This window comes from Bifidobacterium moukalabense DSM 27321 (genome assembly GCF_000522505.1).
GTDB lineage: Bacteria > Actinomycetota > Actinomycetes > Actinomycetales > Bifidobacteriaceae > Bifidobacterium > Bifidobacterium moukalabense.
In genome coordinates this window covers 150,850-172,631 of the sequence record NZ_AZMV01000007.1, presented here as the reverse complement: position 1 = coordinate 172,631, position 21,782 = coordinate 150,850, and the positions used below count along the sequence as shown (strand labels likewise).

The window sequence follows — 21,782 nt, the reverse complement described above, 5'->3', positions numbered from 1 at the left end:
AAGGGGCTGAATATGGTCACCATGAGCGACGTGGCAAAGGCGGCCGGCGTGTCGCGAGCCACGGCATCGTACGCATTGCGAGGCGATCCGCGCATCGTGCCAGAAACCGCCGAAAAAGTGCGCACTGCGGCGCGTAGGCTGCACTACACCGCGAATCTGTCGGCAAGATCCCTGCGATCGGGACGCAACGGCGTGATCGGCTTGGCAATCTTCGAACTCGACCGCGCGTATCCGTCCGAAATGGGCGCGGCGATCTCACGAGAGGCGAGTCGACATGGCCTGCAGACCATCGTGCAGGAAACCTCCAATTCCAAAGAAGGTGAGGTCTCCATCCTACGCAAGGTGACCAGCCAATTGTGCGACGGCATGATATTCAGCCCCGGCAACGTCAGCGACGAGGAACTACGCGAGCTTTCCGGAGGCAAGCCGATGGTACTGCTTGACGACCTCTCCCCCGATCCCATCTTCGACACCGTGAACACACCATGCGAGATAGGCGCGCAAACTGCCATCGACCATCTGGTCGACGTCGGCTGCCAAAACATTCTGGTGGTCGGTGCCCGCTACGAAAGCCTTGCCGAAGATGCGCAAAGCACATCAGTGTCCGCCAGACGACTATACGGGTGCCTTAAAGCCTTCGACGACCATGGCATGGAGGTCTCGCCCGAGAACTTTCTGTACATCAACTGGAATCCCGAGGATGCACGAGCTCTCGCCCATCAAGTCGTGCGGTCAGGGCAGCGATTCGACGGCGTATTCTGCATGACCGACACGCTCGCCATGGGATTCATTCGCGGACTCGCCGACTGTGGGGTGCACGTACCCAACGATATGGCGGTGGTCGGCTTCGACGGCATCAACGAATCCGACTACTTCGTGCCGTCCCTCACCACCGTCAGCACTGATCTGAACGATTTGGCGGCCAAAGCCGTCAACCTGCTGCTCAAGCGCATCGACGAGGACGGCACGGATTTCAAGCCCGAAAAGCTCACAGCCGATTTCCGGCTCGTCCGACGCGAATCCACCGGAAGATAGACCGAACGGACACCGTCATCGTTCAGCGGGAACCGAGCCGGTGGTGCCGCGCTGGCGCAATTCGTATGGCTCCTCCATGACGTTGCCGACATGTTCGCCGTCAATGAGTTTGAGCAGCAGTTCGGCGGCCCTCATACCGGTGCCCACCACGTCACGGCCCATGGCGGTGAGATTCGGATAGGCTGCGGTACACATGAAGGAATCATCCCAGGACATGATCGACAGTTCATCGGGCACCGTGATGCCTTCGGCCGTGGCCACACCGAGTCCGGACAGCGCCATCACGTCGTTGTCGTAGATGATGGCCGTGGGGTGCTCGGAGAACGACAGCAGCCTTTTGGTGGCCTCGGAACCGGTTTCCGGCGTGTAATCGGTGTGCAGGCAGCGGTAGCGCATGCCCAGTTCGGTGGCCACGTCGGAGAAGGCGGAATCACGGATGTAGGAGTGCGCCAGCATCTCCGGGCCGGCCACTCGTGCGATATGGCGGTGGCCGAGATCATACAGGTATTGCACCGCCTGATGCACGGCGTCGGCGTCGGCGCTCGAGAGGGTCGACAGTTTGCCGGATACGGAAGCGTCCGCTATGGCGAGCACCGGCATCTCGGTATGCTCCTCAAGCAAGGTCACGCACGGATCGCCTAGTTCGATGTTGACCAGCAGCATGGCGTCCACATTGCCGGTGGCAATCCAGTCCTTGATGATGGACAGCTTGGCGTGCTCACCTACGGCCATGCGCACCAGCAGCGAATAGTCGTGCTTCTCGAGCTCGGCACCGAGGCCGGAGATGAGCTCCATCATGTAGGATTCCACCGCAAGCAGTTTCGGATCATAGCCGAGCACCAGGCCGATACGCTGGGTTTTGGATTTGGCCAGCGCCTGCGCCGCCCCGTTGGGCTTCCAACCCAATTCATGGGCGATCTTCAGCACCTTGGCCCGAGTGCCCTCGGAGACGCCGGATTTGCCGTTCAACGCATATGAGACCGCGCTGCTGGAGACTCCGGAAGCCTTGGCGACATCGAAAATCGTCACCTTACTTTTCTGCACGGCCATGCTGACGTATCCTTCTTCATCATTGAACTTAAGTGATTACTTAAACGGTTCTTTAGTTATCATACAGCAAAAGCGCCGACCAACCCCCCCGAATGCAAGTGTTTGCAACACTTTAATCGCTTAAGGTCGGCGACGCTTTCACTTATGTTCCGGCTTAACAAGCGGCATCAACTGAACATTCAGTGAATCATCACCTCATCTCGGCTGATGGACGCCCGATCACCACTCGCGTTTCAGATCGTTGGCGCTGCGCAGCACATTGACCGCGGCGAAGGCCTGCGGGTCGCCGTCGAAATCGGTGGCGATGCGCAACGTGACGCTCTCGCCCGGCAGCAGAGAGACCATGCCGGCATCCGCGTCGGCCTTGGCGTCGACCTTATCGGCCATGCAGAACAGGTCGCGCACATAGCTCTTGGCGGCGACCTTGAGTTCCACGCCGCCATCCACGTGGGTGGCCACGGCCTCAAACGCTTCAGTCGGCGCCGCGAGCTTCTGATCGATGACTTCGGCCGGATTGAAGATCACACGGGCGAAGGCGCCATCGGATGCAGTGGCCACGATCAGCTCGTTACCGGCATCGGCGTAATCCATGATTTCTTCGGCCAGGGGCAGGCCCACATGGCAAACCGCGCCAAGTTCGACGTCGAAGGTCTGGGAGGCGAGCACTTCGCCGGCCAGGGTCACGCGTTCAACCTTCCAGGAGCCCTTCCAAGCCTCGCGGGTGTCATTGAGCACAATCAATTCGAAGTGGTCGTTGGCCGTCCTGACGCCTTCCCAGCTGTGGGTCTCACGGTATTCCTCGGAAACGCGCGGCTGGATGGTGGCCAGGCGTGGCGCGAAGAAGTCACGGGAGGCGTACCACAGCGGCTTGCGGTGACCGTTGAAGTCGACGGCGGCCCAGGAGACGACCGGCCAGTCATCGTTGAGCTGCCAGATCAGCGCGCCGGCGTTGATCGGCTCGAGGGAGCGCATGTGCTCCACGCCGAAACGCATGGCCTGCGCCTGCTGCAGCTGGCATGCCCAGTGCCAATCCTCGATGTCGGCCCAGTTGTCGGTCGGGATGAGCCAGCCGTGCTCGCCGTCGGACGGCTTGCCGTTGACCACGCCGCCGAAGCTCACGTCGTCGAGATGCCCCGGGGTCAGGTGCGAGCGCATGCCGCGGGCGAGCTTGTAGTTGCCGCCGGAGGCCTTCTGGTGCACAAGCATCTGCTTGCCGAACGGCTCCAGCTTGTCGTCATGCACGGCACCGGTGAGCGTGCTCCATGCCGGCGGCGCCTGGTAGCCGAACTCGTCGGCGAAGCGCGGGGTGTACTGCGCGTACACGGTGTAGTCGGCGCGGTTCCAAGCGTCCCAGATGTGCATGGTGCCATCGGTGTCGAAGTTGGCGCCCACGAACTTGGTGAAGCTCATCGGAGAGCTCGGCAGATAGGCGGAACGGCCCGGATCGAGCTCGGCCAGCAGGGCCGGGAACAGCTCGGCATAGTAGTAGTCGCCCCACGGCTTCTCACCGTAGCCGTATTCGTTGGCCGGCAGGTCGTCGTCGCGCAGGGCCTGCTTGTAGCCGCCCCATTCGGAGTAGGCCACGTAGTTCTCGTTGGAGCCGTTCCACACGATGAGGCTGGCATGTTCGGACAGGCGGATGATGTGCTCGCGGGCCTCGGCCTCGACCTCGGCCTTGGTTTCGGCGTCTTCCGGGTAGGCGGCGCAGGCGAGCATGAAATCCTGCCAGACCATGATGCCGTTGCGGTCGCACAGGTCGTAGAATTCGTCGGATTCGTAGATGCCGCCGCCCCAGGCACGCACCATGTTGGAGTTGGATTCCACCAGATCTCGGATGCCGCGTTCGTAGTCGCGGTTGCTCACGCGGGCGATGAAGGCATCGTCCGGAATCCAGTTGTAGCCGTGCGCATGCACCGGCACGTCGTTGACGTAGATCTGGAACGGACGGCCGATGTTGTCGGCACGGGTGTCGACATGCACGGTGCGGAAACCGACATGGCCGTTCCAAGCCGCTTCGGCGGAATCGCCGGCGGTGACGGTGACGTCATACAGCGGCTGGTCGCCGTAGCCGATCGGCCACCACAGCTTCGCTTCCGGCACGGCGATGGTCAGCACGGTCTCGTTGCGGCCTTCGGCCACCGTACCATCGGCGGCGACATCGGTGCCGAAACCGGACAATTCGACATGCACCGGCACCGCGGCGCGCACGGAATGGCAATCGTACGGGGACATGATACGGCCCTTGCCGGCACGTTCGATCTCGACATGCACGTTGAGCAGTCCGGTGCCGTCGGCGGCCACATCGACCAGCGGACGCACGGAGGCGATGCGCACATCGGACCAGGAGTCGATGCCGATCTCACGCCAGATGCCGGCGTTGGCCACGTCGATGCCCCAGTCCCAGCCGAAGGAGTAGCTCGGCTTGCGAATCTGGTTGAACGCATGGTGCTCGGTGTGCGGGTAGTAGCCTCGGGCCTGCTCCATGCGGTCGGATTCACGCACCGGCGAGGTGAAGGTGACGGTCAGTTCGTTGGAGCCCTCGCGAAGCAGGTCACGCACGTCCCAACGGTAGGAGCGGTGGAAGTTGCGGGTGGAGGCGACCGGGCGGCCGTTCAGGGCGACATCGGCGATGGTGTCGAGACCGTAGGCGACCAGGTCGTGACGGTCGGCACCGTCGTCATGCCAATCGAACCGGCAGGTGAAACGCCAGTCGACGTCACCGATCCACTGCTGGTCGTTCTCGTTGGCGCCGTCGAACGGGTCGGCGATGAGTCCCGCGTTCAGCAGGTCCAGTGCGGCTTCTCCCGGCACGGTAGCCGGAATGCCTGCGGCGAGCGTTTCGCGCAGCGATTCAGGGGCGGCTTCGGTATTGACGGCCGTCAGCGTCCATCCGTCTGCGAGCGGGGCGAACGTGCTAGGAGTGTGAGTCATGCGAGGAATCCTTTGTAAGAAGAAAGAAGGTAAGGCCGTACCGGCGATGATATATCTCGGCACGGCCTTTGATGATGAAAAGAGAGTCTTCAGTTATATGGCGAAGGATTATTCCTTCACGGCACCTGCTGCGACGCCGTTGTATATCTGCTTCTGGAAGACCAGGAAGGCGATCAGGGCCGGCAGCAGGGTGATGATCACGCCTGCGCAGATCAGGTTGTATTTGGAGCCTTGCGGGCCGGTGAAAGCGTACAGCGAGATGGCCACCGTGCCGAGCTTCTGTTTGTCTTGTAGATACAGGTTGGCTGAGTAGTACTCGTTGTAGATGCCGACGCCTTTGAGGATCAGGCAGGTCACGATTGCCGGCTTCAACAGCGGCAGGAGGATGCGGCTGTAGATGGTGAAGTAGCTTGCGCCATCCATCAGGGCGGCCTCATCGAGGGAGATCGACAGGTTCTCGAAATATTGGATGAAGATGTAGATCGAGATGACATCGGTGCCCATCGACATGATGATGTAGCCCCACAGCGAGTTGATCAGGTGGAAGGTGCCCATGATCTTGTAGACCGCGACCTGCATTGCGATGCCCGGCAGCAATGCTGCCATCATGAAGGCGGTGCGGATCAGGGCGTTGCCCGGGAACTGGAAGCGGGACAGCACGTAGGCGAGCTGGGTTCCGATGATGGTGGTCAGGAAGCAGACGCACACGAGCACGATCACCGAGTTACGGAAGGCGATACCCATGTTTGACAGCTTGAAGGCCTCGACGTAGTTCTCGAAGTTGAGGATGTTCTTCGGGAACGTCATCACGGAGGTGGAACGCCATTCGTCGGTACCTTTGGCTGCGGTGAAGAAGCAGGTGACCAGCGGCAGCAGAATCCAGAACGTGATGAACACGAGGCTGAAGTACTTCAGGAAGCTCAGGATCCACAACTTGAGATGGTAGCCGAAGCTGACCTTTTGCACTTCGGCCTGCGGTGCGACGGTTGCAGTAGTCATCACGCACTCACCTTTCCGTTCTTGAACAATGGAGCCTTGCCGGCCTGGACCTTGTTGGCGGCTTTCATGGCGCGCCTGCGGGCCTTGTCGGCCTTCTTGGCCTGCTTACGGGCCTTTGCGGTGCCGTCATCGGCGTCTCTGAACAGGAAGCCCATGACTATCTTCTGTAGCAGTGTGCAGAAGATGATGATGATCAGCAGGATCACGGCCATGGCGGAAGCCAAGCCCACCTTCTGGTCGGTGTGTGCGATCTTGTCCATCTGCACCATGTAGGTGCCGGTGCCGTTGGCGCCAGAGGTGATGACGTACGGGCCTTCGAAGGCGGAGAGCGAGCCGGTGATGGACAGGATGATGTTCAACACCAAGATGGTTTGGATGCCCGGCAGGATGATGTGCTTGAACTGCTGCCACTTGTTGGCGCCGTCAATTTCAGCGGCTTCATACAGGGAGGAGTCGATGGACATGATCGCGCCGATGAACAGGATCAGGGTTGATCCGAGGTAGCGCCAGATGGAGGAGGCCACCAGAGACCAGTTGTTGATGGACTGGTCCCTCAGCCAGTACGGCAGGGTGTCCTGGGTGAAACCACACCACTGGAGTACGGTGTCGAGCACATAGCCGCGGGTGTAGAAGAACTTGAAGATGAAGCCGACTGCGATGCCGTTGATCAGGTAGGGGAAGAACATCGCACCCTTGAAGAAGGAGCCACCGCGAACTTGGAATGCCAGCACGGTTGCCAGATACAGGGCGAGGGCCACCTGGATAAGAGCGCCGGCCATGTAGTAGAGGCTGAGCTTCAGGGTGGCGAGCAGCTCCGGGCGGGTGAAGATATCGATGTAGTTCTTCATACCGATGAAGCGTGGAGTTCCGATGTACTTCATCTTGTAGAAGGAGTATCCACACATCTGGATGAACGGCCAGTAGGTGAACAGCACAAGTAGTGCGACCGGAATGACGCAGAAGGCGATGATGATGCTGACCTTCTTGTAGTCGCGCTTATGAGGGTTGAAAGGGATGTCGTCCACGGAAGTGGCCGTGGCACCCGCAATCGCGGTAGTCATGATTCTCTCTTTTCGTTGACTTACCAGTGACATGAAAGGCCGGCGGCCGCAACCGGAGGGGAGCGGTCGCCGGCAGGAGAAGGATATGGAGGAGAAAGTCGTCGAGGCTTTCAGGTTGTGCTGATCAGATGACGATCAGTACTTGGCTTCCGCGTCGTCGTCCTGCATAGCCTTGTACCAGGCGTCGTTCCATTCCTTCATGATGTCGTCGTAGGACTTGTCCTTGTTGGCGGCATGTTCGACGATGGCCTGGACGCGCTTGTTACCATTGGAGTTGATGCCCAGCTCGGAGTCGGAGTTGACTTCGGTGAACAGATCCTCTTCGCCTTCGAGGGAGTCCTCGTCAGGCTCCATGGTGACGTCCTTGAAGTCCTCGTAGATGGACGGCAGGTCGGTATCGCCGTACTTGATCGGGATGCCGCCTTCGTTCATGGCGTAGCCGGACTCCTCGGTAAGCCACTTGACGAAGATCATGGCGGCTTCCTGGTTGTCCTTGGAGGACTTCTTGTTGATGCCCATGGAGTAGTTGCCGCCCATGGAGGCATACTGCTTGCCATTGATGGAGATCGGGAACGGCATGTAGCCGATGTCATCGGCGTTATCGCCGGCCTGCTGCATCTGGGTCACGGCCCAGGCGCCCAGCACCATGGTGGCGATCTGTCCGTTGTTGATCATGCTCTTGGAGGATTCCCAATCGGTGGTGGAGTAGTCGTCTTCGGTCAGACCGTCGGCGACGGCATCGTAAAGAATCTTGTAGACGTTGTAGGCGTGGGTGCCGTCACCCGGATCCTTGAACGGAGCCTTGGTGTGAACCAGCTTCTGGTTCATGTACTTGGTGTCACCCGTTGCAGTGGTGCCGATATAGGCATCCCAGGCACCCATGGTGAAGCCGGCCGCGTAGTTGGTGTACAGCGGGATGGCGTCAGTCTTTTCCTTGATGAGCTTGAGATCGGCGATGAACTCTTCCGGAGTGGTCGGCAGTTTGGTGATGCCGGCCTTCTTGAAGATGGCCTTGTTGTAGACGACACCGGAGGTCTGGCCGTCGGTGGCGACACCGTAGGACTTGCCGTCGTAAGCCTTCTCGGAGGCGAGCTTGACCTGCTTCTGCATGGTATCGAGGGAACCGTAGGAGATGAAGTAGTTCTCCAGTTCGGATTTATCGACGGACGGAATCATCATGATGTCGCCCCAGTCGCCGCCCTGCAGGCGGGTCAGTGCGTTGTCCGCGTAGTTGGTATCGGTCTGGGCTTCGACCTTGATGTTCGGGTACAGCTTGTTGAAGTCGGCGATATAGGACTTCCAATTCTTACCCGGATAGGAATCCAGACCCATATCAGTGCGGCCATTGTAGAACTTAATGCTGGCCTTGATGTCCTTGCCGGTCTCGCCGAGCTTGATCTGGTCATAGGTCAGGTCCGTCACGCCGCTGGAGCTGTCGCTGCCACCGCAGGCCGCCATGCTCACCGCGCAGACGGCTGCGACGCCGGCTGCGACGATCTTCTTGAGATTCATCTTCTGATCCTTCCTTATGAATCATTGTTCATCACTGTTGAAGACTCGGCACCGATTCTTCGTTGGTGATGCCTCTCATCTCAGGCCTCTCTGCCTGCCCTTGATGAAGTGGTGACTATCACGATAAATGAACCCCTTAAGTTTGTCAAGCGCTTAAGTTGTGTCGTGTCGCGCCGAAACTGTGCGATTCTTCGGACAATCGCACATTCCCAGCATTCTCTCAATTTTCTTTAAACGTTGGAAAATCAGCTGTTTCGACATCTTATCGGAGCTTCAGCAAGCATTCAGTAAGTTAACATTAATGGCGTTAACGTTAATTTCTTTACCCGAGTGTCGTTAAGCGCTTAAGTACCCTTTGGTTACCCGTCACAATGCCGCAGTCACGCCGGAAATCGGCGCATCGCGCCAATCGGGGGTGTGACACGTCGGCAGACTTAAGCACGAACCGAATGCGCGACGGCCACACCCATCCAACCACCTCAATCATGGCGCGGACCACGGATGCTATCAACCCCCTTCAGCCACGTGAGGCGATGAAGTCGCGGTACCACAGGAAGCTGTCCTTCTTCGTGCGCTCCTGCGTCCCGTAATCGACGTAGGTGATGCCGAATCGCTTGGCGTAGCCGAAATACCATTCGAAGTTGTCGAGCAGCGACCACACGAAATAGCCGGTCAGCGGCACGCCATCGTCCAGCGCGCGCTTCGCGGCGGCGAAATGGCGCTGAAGGTAATCGATGCGATCGGCGTCATGCACCGACTTGGTGCCATCCTCGTTCACGACCAACCGGTCCTTGCAGGCCATGCCGTTCTCGGTGATGACCAGATCGACCTCCGGATAGCGGTCGTGCACACGCATCAACGTGTCATACAGACCTTGCGGGTCGATGTTCCAATCCATGTCGGTGTGCGGGCCGTCGGTCGGCAGCCAATCGACGTCACTGGCACCGGGATTCACGGACGGGCCGGTATCCTGCGGGAACTGCGGGCGGTCGCTCATGGCCACGCGATTGGTGGAATAGTAGTTGACGCCCAACACGTCGATCGGCTGGTGCGCATTCTCAAGGTCACCCGGACGCACGAAGCTCCAGTCGCAGATGCCCTTGGTGATGGCGAACAGCTCGTCGGGATAGCGGCCACGCAGCATCGGGTCGAGGAAGGCGCGGTTGGCGATCAGGTCGAGACGGTGGCAGGCGTCGGCGTCCCCACGGTTGAACGGCATGTTCAGCGTGACCGAATACTTCGACTTGTCGCCGACGATGCCTCGCACCGCCTGCACCATCAGGCCATGGGCGAGATTCAGGTGATGCACCGCCGGGAACGCGCCCGGGCCGAGTCCCAGGCCCGGAGCCTGCTCCTTCGCGCCGTAGCTCAGATACGAGGCGCACCAGGGTTCGTTGAGCGTGGTCCAGGTGTCGACACGGTCGCCCAGCCGCTTGGCCACGATGGCGGCGTAATCGCCCAACGCATAGGAGGTCACGCGGTTGAGCCAGCCGCCTCCGTCTTCCAAATACTGCGGCAGGTCCCAATGGTAGAGCGTCACGACCGGCTTGATGCCGTACTCGAGCAGGGTATCGACGATACGCTCGTAGAAGTCAAGGCCCTTCGCATTCGGAATGCCGTTCGGCGCGGGCACGATGCGCGGCATGGCGATGGAGAAACGATAGGCGTCCACGCCCAGATCGCTGAGCAACGCCAGATCCTCCCGCCAACGATGGTATGAATCGGTGGCCACGTCACCGGTGTCTCCGGCGAAGGTGGCTCCCGGGGTATGGCTGAAAGTATCCCAGATCGAGGGGCAGCGACCGTCCTCGTTCACCGCACCTTCGATCTGATAGGCTGCCGTAGCCGCACCGAAGACGAAATCCTTCGGGAATGTGTTCTCCATTGCACGTCCTTTTCTGAAGCGGTTAAGATACCGTTTTGGTCTTTTATTGTAAAGTACCGTTCCCGGCAACGCGCACGGCACGGGGTGCCATCGTCTCCCGAAACGTACGGCGCCGATAATGGCAGCATAGACGATGCGTTCCGACGGCGGGAACCAGAAGGTAAGGGGGCTTTCCATGCGTACAATCCCATTCGACGATCCGGCGCTGCGATCCATGGGGCGTATCGATGACGACGACCCGCGGGCTCCCGTGTGGGTGTTCCCCTATACGCAGGTCTCGTTCCGCTGCACCGGCTCCCGCATACGCGTGAAACTGCGCAACCACTGGAATTACGGCGATATCCTGCTCGGCGCGATCATCGACGGACTGGAGGTGAAGGTGCCCGTGCCAATCGACACCAAGCATGACGGCATCAGCATGGAGAACGGATATCCGAACAGGGTGCCGAACGCAAGCGGAGCCGAACTCGCCGCCATCACCGTCGACATCGCCGAACATCTGCCGGACATCGAGCATGAGGTGACGATTTTCAAACGTCAGGACGGCGGCATGTGCCATCTTGAGATGCTGGGCATCGAACTGGATGACGACGCGGCCATACTGCCGCCAGCCGATACGCGGCCGACGCGACGAATCGAGGTGTACGGCGACTCCGTCTCCTGCGGCGAACGCAATGAGGCCGTACGCTACGTGGGGCAGGCCGACCCGGAAGCCGATCTGAGCGGGTATTCCGACAGCTGGCATTCGTATGCGGCGATCGCCGCGCGGGCGCTCGGGGCGGAACTGCATGACGTGTCGCAGGGCGGCGCTCCCCTGCTCGACGGCATCGGCTGGTTCAATGCGCCCCATTACCTGGGCATGGAAAGCATGTGGGATCGGATTGAATACAATCCGGCGCTGGGAGGGTCGAAGCCGTGGGATTTCGCACGGTACACACCGCATGTCGTGCTTGTGGCGCTGGGCCAGAACGATGCGCATCCGCATGATTTTATGGCGGCGGATTACGCAGGCGAGACGGCCCGGCGCTGGCGTGCGAGATACGTCGACTTCGTGCATGCCCTACGTGCGAGGTATCCGAAGGCGCTGATCGTGCTCGCCACCACGATTCTGGTGCACGATCCGGCATGGGACCGTGCGATCGGCGAGGTGTGCGAGACGGTACGCGGCGAAGGCGACACCCGTGTGGAGCATTTCCTTTACTCCCGCAACGCCTCCGGCACCTACGGCCATCCACGTATCCCCGAAGACGAGGAAATGGCCGGCGAGCTGGTCGCCTATCTGGAGTCCTTCGGCCCGGGTCTGTGGGAGTGAGCCGGTCGGAGAATCCGGCGGTCCCGGCGTCCATCGGATGATCGGCCTACCGGCCTTCAGTCCTCGCGGTCGGTCAGGTCCAGGCGGAACGGCTGGGCGGGCAGATCGTCGCTGTTGAACAGGGGCGCCGGCCCCCAGCTGCGCCAGGCGTACCGCAACGCAACGGGTTTCGGCACCTCAGGGGTCGCCAACGTGATCGTGCCGATGCTGCGGCTGTTGATCGGAATGCCGAATTCCGTGGCGTTGTAGTCGACCACGTTGATCTTCGCATTGACCAGATCCTCGATGTCGCAATCCACGAAGATCGCGGCCGTCGCCCGATGGAACACGCCGTCGGCACCGGCCAGCTCGAAACCCGAACGGTCCGCGTTACGCACCAGCGAAGGCAGCCTGTCTGCGAAGTCATCATCGAAATCATCGGGGGTGACGCCTTCGAAATGCAGGCCGTGCGCATACCGGAAGAACAGGCAGACGTGGCCGTTCTCGCCACAGCGGAACCCCAAAACCGTGGGGCCATGCACCGGCACGTCGTCAAGACCGTAGATCTGCCGCAACGCGCATTCCGCCAGACGTTCGCCCGGCGTGCGCTTGTCGGTCGGATGCACGTTGTCGAATTCGCCGCAGTCGATGGTGCAGATGGCGTATACGTTGTCGATGGTCTGCGCCGCATCCCACTGGGCCTCGCGCAATACCGGCCACCGCATCGGATCGGTGCCCGCGGCGGCGTTGCCCTTATCGATCCACTGCGGCAGCTGCACGATGAGGAACGGCAGGTTCTCGCTCCACAACGCACGCCATTCGCCGATCATCATGCCGAGCAGTTCGCGGTAGGATTCGCAGTACGGCTCATCCTCCTCGCCCTGATACCACAGGAATCCGGCCAGCGAATACGGCATGACACGTTCGAGCATGGCGTGGAACGGGCCGGCCGGGCGCCACTGCGAGGTCGGCGTGACCGGCGGAGGCCACGGGCATTCGCCATACCGCTGGTTCAACGTATCCCAGGTGACATCCGGGTCCGCCTCGCGTGCGGCCGCTATCGAAGCGTTCCATGCGTCGAAACGTTCCTGCCAGGCGGAGGTCTCCAAGTCGAACTGCGCCTGCGTCTTGCCTGCGACCGCGTCGTTGAACCGGTTCAGATAGCCTTGCCCGGCCTCGCTGGATTGCAGTGCGTCCTCGCTCATCCAGCAACTGATCGACGTACCGCCGATATAGCAGTCGATGATGCCGATCGGCAGATCGGGATCGAGTTCATCACGTAGCTTGCGCGCGAAATAGTAGGCGACGGCGCTCATCACGCCACTGGTTTCCGGAGAGGATTCCTGCCAGCCGGAGGCGTTCTCGGCATTACGGTCGACCACGCCGGTTTTCGGCACGTTGTAGAAGCGCAGCAGCGGATCGGTGCAGTCTTCAAGCTCCGCTTCGGCATCGTCGCTGTTGCGCAGCTCGAGTTCCATATTGCTCTGGCCTCCGGCCAGCCAGACCTCGCCGATAAGCACGTCATGGAATTCGATTGAGTCGTTGCCCGCCGTCACGCGCAACGTGTATGGGCCGCCTTCGGACTGGGCCGGCAGCATGATATGCCAGTAGGAGAAGCCTTGCCGGGCCTCCATCGAGGCGTAGGCATGCGCCTGGGCCACCAGGGCGCCGTCAGGCGTGCGGATCTCGGCCGTGACCTTAAGACCGGCGCAGTCGGCATTCAGCGCGCCGAACACCGCAATCGGCTTGTTGCGTTGCAACACCATGTGCGAGGCGAAAATCGGGGCGATGTACAGCACTCCGGATGAGGTGCGGTCTTCCGCCGGCTCAGCCGAGGCCGTCATGTCGGAACCGGGTGCAGGACCAGTCGCTGTAACCATATCTTCTCTTCCTATCGAATCATCCTATGCACAAATCGTAGGCGAAAACTCGTTAAAAATCCGGCAACCAATCATCCTGCGAGTGTCTTCGCGATGCAGCGTCACCACCTACCACCCCCCTCGTGGCGGTGGCACGCGCCCGCAGAACCATATGTGGCGCCTTTCCCGCGTTCCCCGCACTCCTCCGCCCGTGAGACGTTCGGAACGTCATGCAAAAAAGGCGGCCACCCCTTTCGGGATGGTCGCCTTGTGCCGATATGCGGTCGGATGGTTTCAGTCAGCCGATCCGCGGACGCTCACTGCATCCGGGATCGCTACGCAGAGTTCACTGACAGGGTTCACTGCACAGGGTTCACTGCACCTGGGAGCGGGCGATCTTGCCGGTGAAGGTGGCCATATCAGCGTCGTCGTCCTGACCGTTGTTCCAGGAGAACATGGCGCGCAGCTTCGGACCGACGGTCTCGATGCGGACGTTGCCGTACTCCTCCTGCAGCTGCTTGAACTTCGGGGCGCCGGCATCCTGATCGTCGATGAACTCCTTGGCGAAGGAGCCGTCCTGGATGCGGCCCAGGTGGTACTGCATGCGCTTGCGGCAGTCCTCGTTGATGACGGTGTTGGTGTAGTCGCCGTACTGGGCGGTGTCGGAGCAGGACCAACGGGCCTTGTTCAGACCACCCTCGTTCATGAGGTCGACGAGCATCTTGAGTTCGTGGCAGACCTCGAAGTAGGCGATCTCCGGCTGGTAGCCGGCGTCGGTGAGGACCTCGAAGCCCATTTCGACGAGCTTGTTCACGCCGCCCATGAGCACGTTCTGCTCGCCGAACAGATCGGTCTCGGTCTCCTCCTTGAAGGTGGTCTTGATGGCGCCGGCGCGCAGGGCACCAAGGGCCTTGGCGTAAGCCAGGGTGATGTCCCAAGCGTCGCCACGCGGATCCTGCTCGACGGCCACGACGACCGGGACGCCACGGCCGGCAGCATACTCACGACGCACGATATGGCCCGGACCCTTCGGAGCGACCATGAACACCGGATGATCCTCGCTCGGCTTGATATAGCCATAGTGAATGTTGAAACCATGGGCGAAGGCGACGGCTGCGCCCGGCTTGATGTTCGGCTCGATGTCGTTGGCCCAGATGGTGCGCTGGTACTGGTCCGGAGCCAGAATCATGATGATGTCGGCCTCGGCGGCGGCTTCCGGAACGGACTTGACTTCCAGGCCCTGCTCCTTGGCCTGCTCGACGGACTTGGAGGTCGGGCGCAGGCCGACGACCACGTCGACGCCGGAGTCACGCAGGTTCAGCGCATGGGCGTGGCCCTGGGAACCGTAACCGATGATGGCGACCTTCTTGCCGCTGAGGACAGAGAGATCGCCGTCGTTCTCGTACCAGATTTGTGCAGCCATGGTATTGGCACTCCTTTTATCGTAGTGGGGTGAACGCGGGCAAAGCGTTCGGGGTTCTACTATTCGCAGATATGAAAATCGTGTTTTCATGCATGGATTTTGTCCTGCAAACTGGGGTCCATCCTACCCGAGCGCACTCCTAAACCGGCACCCAGTCCAAAAGGTGAGCCACGGTATTGGAAAATCGCCAACTCAAGAGAAGAAAACCGAAAACCGCCACCCGTATCGCAACGGATGGCGGTTTCGCATCCCGGCCGGATCAGGCCTGGATCAGTAGGCAATCAGCCTGCGCCCGACGGCGCGAAGACTCACTGAACCTGAGTACGGGCGATCTTGCCGTTGAAGGACTCGGCCATATCGGCGTCGGCGTCCACCTGATTGTTCCAGGAGAACATGGCGCGCAGCTTCGGGCCGACGGTCTCCAGATGCGGGTGGCTGTACTCCTCCTGCAGCTGCTTGAACTTCGGGGCGCCGGCGGCCTGATCGTCCATGAACTCCTTGGCGAAGGAGCCGTCCTGGATGCGCTTGAGCTGGTACTGCATGCGCTTCTTGGTCTCCTCGGTAATCACCGTGGAGGTGTAGTCGCCGTACTGGGCGGTGTCGGAGCAGGACCAACGGGCCTTGTTCAGACCACCCTCGTTGGCCAGATCGATCAGCATCTTGAGCTCGTGGAACACCTCGAAGTAGGCGATCTCCGGCTGGTAGCCGGCCTCGGTCAGCACGTCGAAGCCCATGTCGCACAGATGGTTGATGCCGCCCATGAGCACATCCTGCTCGCCGAACAGATCGGTCTCGGTCTCCTCGGTGAAGGTGGTCTTGATGGCGCCGGCGCGCAGGGCACCAAGGGCCTTGGCATAGGCGAGGCACAGATCCCAGGTCTTGCCGTCCGGGTCCTGCTCGACGGCCACGACGACCGGGACGCCACGGCCGGCGGCATACTCACGACGCACGATATGGCCCGGACCCTTCGGAGCGACCATGAACACCGGATGATCCTCGCTCGGCTTGATATAGCCGTAGTGGATGTTGAAACCGTGAGCGAAGGCCAGGGCCGCGCCCGGCTTCAGGTTCGGTTCGATCTCGGACTTGTAGACGGCGGCCTGATACTGGTCAGGTAGCAGGATCATCACCACGTCGGCCTCGGCGGTGGCGGCGGCCACGGACTGGACCTCCAGGCCCTGCTCCTTGGCGTATTCCACGGACTTGGAGGTCGGGCGCAGGCCGACGACCACGTCGACGCCGGAGTCACGCAGGTTCAGCGCATGGGCGTGGCCCTGGGAACCGTAACCGATGATGGCGACCTTCTTGCCATCGAACACGGACAGATCGGCGTCCTTCTCGTACCAGATAGTTGCTGCCATGATTGGCGCTCCTTTGATGTTGTGTGTTGTGATTGCGGGATCGAAAGTCTTCCCGGATTCTCGTGATGTTCTACTGTTTTCGGTTGTTGCGGCGGTCTGCGATCCCTGGGATGTTGCTCCCCCCGGATTGTGTCCGCGGAAGTCGCCCCACCTCTCCTGCGGAACTGTTCTAGTCCCGCTTTCCTTATGGTGATCACTGACGTTCACATAGTGGTTATGTTTCTCGTCAAACGGTTTTCCGTAGCGGTATCGACACCCTTACTTGGTGAAGTCGACGTCCTTCGTCTCCTTGCAGCTCAGCACGGCCACAAGGCAGCACAAGGCCATCACGCCAAGGTACAGGCCCACGGAATGCACTCCCCAGTGGTGGGACAGCCAGGTGGCGATGGTCGGCACGAATGCGGCGCCGACGATGGCGGCCAGATTGTAGCCGATGCCGGAACCGGAGTAACGCACATTGGCGTCGAACAGCTCGGGCAGGAAGGCGCCGATCGGGCCGAATGCCGTGCCCATCAGCGCGAAGCCGATGCACAGGAAGGCGAGGTTGGCCACGAAGTTGCGCTGCCCGACGACCGCGGAATCAAGCAGGAACGGGAACAGCAGCGCGAAGGCCACAAGGCAGCAGGACGAGATGACGATCACGCGCCTGCGGCCGAACCGGTCGGCGTTCACGCAGGAGATCACGATGAACGCGGCGAACACGCACACGGCCACCATCAGCATGAACAGATATTCCTGATTGGTGAAGCCGAGGTCGCCACCGCCGTCTTCCACGCTCTTGGTGCCCCATGCGAGCGACCAGGTCGCCAGCGTATAGAACAGCGTATAGGTGACGGCCACCAGGAACGTGGCCTGGATGACCTGCTTCCAGCTCTTCCTGAAGACCTCGGTAAGCGGCGACTTGACGACCTTCTTCTGCTCCTGCGCCATGCGGAAGATCGGAGTCTCCTCCATCTGCACGCGCACGACCAGACCGACGATCACCAGGACCGCGGACAGTAGGAACGGCACACGCCAGCCCCAGGAGAGCATGGCCTGGTCATCATTGAAGGTTTCCAGCAGGAAGTAGGTGCCGTTCGACAGGAAGAAGCCAATCGGAGCGCCCAATTCCGGGAAGGAGCCGTAGAGTGCGCGCTTGTCTTCCGGAGCGTTTTCGGTGGCGACCAGTGCCGCACCAGACCATTCGCCGCCCAGACCGATGCCTTGCACGAAACGGCACAGGCACAGCACCGCCACCGCGGCGACGCCCCACTGGTCATAGGTCGGCAGGCATCCGATCAGGAAAGTCGCGACGCCCATGGTGAGCAGGGAGACCACCAGCGTGGTCTTGCGACCCATACGGTCGCCGAAGTGACCGAACACCAGCGAGCCCAACGGGCGGGCGATGAATGCGATGGCGAAGGTCAGCAGGCTGGCCAGCAGCGCGACGGTCGGATTGGCGGTGTCTCCGAAGAAGACCTTCGGGAAGTAGTTCGCAGCGGCGGTGCCGTATGCGTAGAAGTCGTAGAACTCGATGGCGGTGCCGACCATGGAAGCGGCGATCACGGTCCTGACCGAATCGCGCACCATCGCCTGAGCCTTGCCAGCGGCTACCTCGACTGCACTCATTGATGTACTCCTGTACGTTCCGCGCGTTACCGACTCCCAACTTGCGCCGATAACGCTGTTCGTTCTCTCTTGGCGGCCACAATCCGTTTCGTTGCCTTCACGCCTTGTGGGCGGCAACGAAAAGGCCCCGCTGCTGCAGGGCCATCAACGTGTGTTTCGCGCGCCTCAAACCCTGCCTCCGTTGGCGAGGGATTGAAGCCGTATTGCTCGAATCAGTCCGCCAACGAAAGCGGAATAATAATTCGTGCGGACAGCAGTACGCGTGCGACCATTCCGTGCATCGTGGCGAACCTCCTTTCGCAAGATCTTGATGTTCGGCGAGCGCTTCGCCTGAACTAAGCGGTAAAGATAAGCGCGCCCACTCACCCTCTCCACCAAAGGTTCACTATGTGGACGCGCGCGATCACTTCAGCCGCATCGTCAGCACGCCGGCCGCCAGCATGAAGCCGATGGCGACGCCGAACAGCGGCAGATATGCGGCGAATAGGGTGACCGCAAGGGCACCCGCGATGACGCCAAGCAACGAGCCGAGCGTATTGGCCACGCTGAAGGCGGCCAGCGAACGGCCGACAGAGCGCACGTCCCGCAGGGTCGCCAGATTGAGGCCATGGCTGGTGCCGTCATACATCGCGTAGGCGAAGCCGGCGATCAGGGCGTACAGGCCGACGCCGAACAGCTTGTCGGCCATCATGTACGGGGCGGCGGCGCCGATCACGAACAGCACGCAGGAGGCGACGGCCGGAATACGGGCATCTTCGAAGACGCGGGCGACCGGGCCGAGCAGCGGCACGGCCAGCAGCGAGCCGACGAAAGCGGCGACGGCCATCATCGTCACGACCGCGCCGGCACCGGTCAGACCGTAGCCGGACAGTCCGTCGGCATCAAGACCGAATGCCGCGAGATACCACTGGTATACGGCGATCAGCGTGGTGGCGGCGACGGCCAGCATGCGCGCGACGAAGGCGACGGCGAATTTCGGCGCGCGCTTCGGCGGGCGGTATTGCGAGAAGAACGAGCCCTTACGTACGTCTTCACGCGGCATGTAGGTGCTGGACCCCTCACGAGGCAGTACGAGCAGCGTAACGGCGCCGGCCGCGATGAACCAGATGGCGAACAGCATGATTCCCGAACGGGTGGTGCCATCCCAGCCGAATGCGTCGGGATGCGCGGTGTGTCGGACGGCCACGAGAACACCGAGCAGCTGGCCGAGCGCGAGCCCTACGCCATGCCAGGAATCGGCGCGGTCGCGGAATTTGTCGGGCACCCGTTCACCGAACGCCGCGGCCAGCGGCATGGCGATCATGGCGTAGCCGGTCTGCATGAGCAGCCAGAACACGATGACGAGTTGCAGAAGGCTGCATACCGACAGAATCGCCAGCGAGGCGGCGCTCAGGAGCGTTCCGGCGATGATCCACGGGGTGCGGCGGCCGAGCGGGCCGAAGGTGTGATCGGAACCGACGGCGACCCAGGCGTTCATGAAGAAGCTCAGTACCATGCCGAGGGCCATGGTCAGGGCAAGGCCGGATACACGTCCGTCACCGACGAGCTGATCGATGCGCTGCGGAATGAGCACGGTGTCGAGTGCGGCGATCGGTGCGGCGAACAGCAGCGAACCGATCGCGAAGCCCGCGGTGAGGCGGCTGACCTGCAACTTGGTCGGCTTGCTGCCATCGGGGGCGGTCATCGGGTCGCGCAGATCAAGAAAGGAGGATTCCGGATTCGGCACGGCCGCGTCGAGATGCGCGGCCGCGGTCAGCGGCGAGCCGCCTTCCGCGAGACGTGCGGCCTGCACCTCCGGACGTTCGTTGGAGGCCTCCGGCACCCGCGGACGCTGCTGTACGGCCAAACGTTTCAGGGCGGATTTGGCTTCCGGCGTCAGTGTCTTCTCGTAGTCGGGGCGGTCGTCGATGCCGGGGCGGATGAACACCTGGCCGGGCAGCGGCGGCGGAGTGGGCATGGTTTCGTTCTGGTTATCGTCAGTCATGAAGTCTTCTCTCGAGGCATGTGGGAGCATATACGACGATCGCCCGAACACACTGCGTCGGTGCATTCGGGCGATCGTTCTGCGAGAGAAACTATATCAACACGCTGAGAATACGCTCACTTCACATGCTTGATGCGCATGATCAGGAAAGCGGCGATGAGCACGATGACGATGGCCACGCCGAAGACCACGGTGTAGGCGACTGCCGGGGTCTTAGAGACGCCCATCACGGCCTTCACGATCACGACGAGGATCGAGGTCATGCCGGAGCCGATCACGGTGGAGAGCGTGTTGGCAAGGTTCAGAATGCCGAGATCCTTGCCCGCCTCCTCCGGGTTCGGCAGCACGGAGACGTTCAGCGCCTGGTCGATGGCGTTGTAGACGCCGTAGCCGAGGCCGGCGATGCCGGCGAACAGCAGCATGCCGGTGGAGGAACGGAAGAGCATGGGCATCAGCGCGCCGACGGCGAACAGGCAGCTGGCCAGGGCGACCGGCAGCTTGCGCATGCCGATCTTGTCGGTGATCGGGCCGGCGGCGACGGCGGCGACCAGGGAGACCACCAGCGTGATGACGGCCATGGTGGCGATCAGGCTCGCGGCCTTGACGTCGGCTTCCGGATCGCCGGCGAACACATAATCCTGCGCGATGTACAGCTGATAGGTGTTGATCATCCAGTAGCCGCCCATCATCATGGTGCGGCCGGCGAGCGCGTAGTAGAAGTCGGGCGCGTTCTTCGGCGGGCGGAAGCTCATGAGCATCGACTTGACGTTGAGTTCGCCGCGGGCTTCGTCACGGTTGGACTTCTCGCGGGGCCAGATGATCACCACGACGATGCCGGTGAGGCTGAAGATGGCCATGCCCATCATCCAGCCGCCGAAGATGCCGGCCTCGCCCTGCTTGAGCAACTGCGCGCCGACGAAGGAGCCGAGGGTCTGCCCGACGGCGATGCCGGCACCATAGAAACCGGAGACGGTACCGCGGAACTTGTCGGGCACACGGTCGGACATGGTGGCCACGTACGGGGCGAGCATCATGTTGTAGCCGAGCTGCGCGCAGCACCACAGGAAGATGATGAGCGGTTCGGAGTGGGTCAGGGAAATGGCGCCGATGCTCAGACCGGTCACCAGACCGCCGGCGATCATCCACGGGGTGCGCTTGCCGAAACGGGAGCGGGTCAGATCGGAGAAGGTGCCGAAGATGATGTTGGCGAGCAGCGCCACGATGGAGCCGAAGATGTTGACCAGGCCGAGCATGGACTCCTTGCTGGCCGGGTCGATGGTCTCGAATACGCGAGGCAGGATGATGGAGCTCAGGGCGACCCACGGGATGGCGCAGGCCACGGCGGAGATGGTGAAGCCGATGCCGAGGCGGACGACTTCCATTTTGGTCGGGCGGTGGCCGTCGGCGGAGACCATCGGGTCACGCATGTCCATGAAGGCGGAGGACGGATCCGGCACAGCGGCGTCAACGGCTGCGATGGCACCGAGGCCGGAGCCTGCGGCTTCGGATGATGCGGCGAGGTTGGTGGCCTGCACCTGTGCATCGGTCTGGCTGGCGTCCCCGGCGCGACGTTCCGGCATGGATGTCGCCAGGCGGCTTACCGCCTCTTTTTGTTCCGGAGTCAAAGTGTTGTCATAATCCGGGCGGTCGTCGATGCCCGGGCGAACGAACTTGTCCATAATAAACCCCTTTTATATGGCTCGACCTCGATATCGAACCGGTTCGATATTATCTCGAAACCGAACGTAATTCAATTCTGATTCCCTCCGCGCGTGTCGAACCG

Annotated in this window: 14 protein-coding genes; 2 read left to right on the top strand and 12 right to left on the bottom strand. The window is 61.4% G+C overall.

All coding sequences use genetic code 11. The features are described 5' to 3' along the window. Window positions 1-21: 21 nt before the first annotated feature. Window positions 22-1,035 carry a LacI family DNA-binding transcriptional regulator gene (locus BMOU_RS07055; protein WP_160118301.1) on the top strand — a complete coding sequence of 338 codons (1,014 nt, stop codon included), beginning with the start codon at window positions 22-24 and terminating at the stop codon, window positions 1,033-1,035. A 15-nt stretch (window positions 1,036-1,050) separates the two neighbouring features. Here BMOU_RS07055 and BMOU_RS07050 read toward each other — a convergent pair whose 3' ends face one another. The 6 genes from BMOU_RS07050 to BMOU_RS07025 form a co-directional block, all read right to left on the bottom strand. After that, a complete protein-coding gene (locus tag BMOU_RS07050; protein ID WP_034876201.1) occupies window positions 1,051-2,085 on the bottom strand; it encodes a LacI family DNA-binding transcriptional regulator in 1,035 nt (344 codons plus the stop codon). Window positions 2,086-2,304: 219 nt separating this feature from the next. Beyond that, entirely contained in the window at window positions 2,305-5,016 is a 2,712-nt protein-coding gene (locus tag BMOU_RS07045; RefSeq protein ID WP_034876199.1) for a glycoside hydrolase family 2 protein, read from the bottom strand. Window positions 5,017-5,124: 108 nt separating this feature from the next. Continuing rightward, the gene (locus tag BMOU_RS07040) at window positions 5,125-6,015 is read right to left on the bottom strand and encodes a carbohydrate ABC transporter permease (protein WP_034876197.1); all 891 of its coding nucleotides are present in this window, start codon (window positions 6,013-6,015) and stop codon (window positions 5,125-5,127) included. Next, window positions 6,015-7,076, bottom strand: a complete 1,062-nt coding sequence (locus tag BMOU_RS07035) for a carbohydrate ABC transporter permease (RefSeq protein WP_034876196.1) — start codon at window positions 7,074-7,076, stop codon at window positions 6,015-6,017. The genes BMOU_RS07040 and BMOU_RS07035 overlap by 1 nt, the downstream gene beginning before the upstream one ends. Before the next feature lie 135 nt (window positions 7,077-7,211). Next, complete coding sequence (locus tag BMOU_RS07030; RefSeq protein WP_034876194.1) at window positions 7,212-8,588, bottom strand: ABC transporter substrate-binding protein; 1,377 nt, start codon at window positions 8,586-8,588, stop codon at window positions 7,212-7,214. A gap of 517 nt (window positions 8,589-9,105) precedes the next feature. After that, window positions 9,106-10,473, bottom strand: coding sequence for a GH1 family beta-glucosidase (locus BMOU_RS07025; protein WP_034876192.1), 1,368 nt, complete (start codon window positions 10,471-10,473; stop codon window positions 9,106-9,108). A gap of 175 nt (window positions 10,474-10,648) precedes the next feature. Between BMOU_RS07025 and BMOU_RS07020 the strand changes: the two genes are divergently transcribed. Next, a complete protein-coding gene (locus BMOU_RS07020; protein WP_034877382.1) occupies window positions 10,649-11,785 on the top strand; it encodes a GDSL-type esterase/lipase family protein in 1,137 nt (378 codons plus the stop codon). Between the two features lie 56 nt (window positions 11,786-11,841). On the opposite strand, the gene BMOU_RS07015 is transcribed toward BMOU_RS07020, so the two are convergent. The 6 genes from BMOU_RS07015 to BMOU_RS06990 all read right to left on the bottom strand — a co-directional run bounded on the left by BMOU_RS07015 (window position 11,842) and on the right by BMOU_RS06990 (window position 21,678). Continuing rightward, window positions 11,842-13,644 carry a sialate O-acetylesterase gene (locus tag BMOU_RS07015; RefSeq protein ID WP_034876190.1) on the bottom strand — a complete coding sequence of 601 codons (1,803 nt, stop codon included), beginning with the start codon at window positions 13,642-13,644 and terminating at the stop codon, window positions 11,842-11,844. 352 nt (window positions 13,645-13,996) lie between these two features. After that, the gene (gene ilvC / locus BMOU_RS07010; protein WP_034876187.1) at window positions 13,997-15,046 is read right to left on the bottom strand and encodes a ketol-acid reductoisomerase; all 1,050 of its coding nucleotides are present in this window, start codon (window positions 15,044-15,046) and stop codon (window positions 13,997-13,999) included. Window positions 15,047-15,354: 308 nt separating this feature from the next. Further along, complete coding sequence (gene ilvC, locus BMOU_RS07005; protein WP_034876185.1) at window positions 15,355-16,407, bottom strand: ketol-acid reductoisomerase; 1,053 nt, start codon at window positions 16,405-16,407, stop codon at window positions 15,355-15,357. A gap of 258 nt (window positions 16,408-16,665) precedes the next feature. After that, entirely contained in the window at window positions 16,666-18,015 is a 1,350-nt protein-coding gene (locus BMOU_RS07000) for an MFS transporter (protein ID WP_034876183.1), read from the bottom strand. Between the two features lie 403 nt (window positions 18,016-18,418). Beyond that, complete coding sequence (locus BMOU_RS06995) at window positions 18,419-19,999, bottom strand: MFS transporter (RefSeq protein WP_034876181.1); 1,581 nt, start codon at window positions 19,997-19,999, stop codon at window positions 18,419-18,421. Window positions 20,000-20,115: 116 nt separating this feature from the next. Continuing rightward, on the bottom strand, window positions 20,116-21,678 hold the full coding sequence (locus BMOU_RS06990) for an MFS transporter (protein ID WP_034876178.1): 1,563 nt from the start codon (window positions 21,676-21,678) through the stop codon (window positions 20,116-20,118). Window positions 21,679-21,782 lie beyond the last annotated feature (104 nt).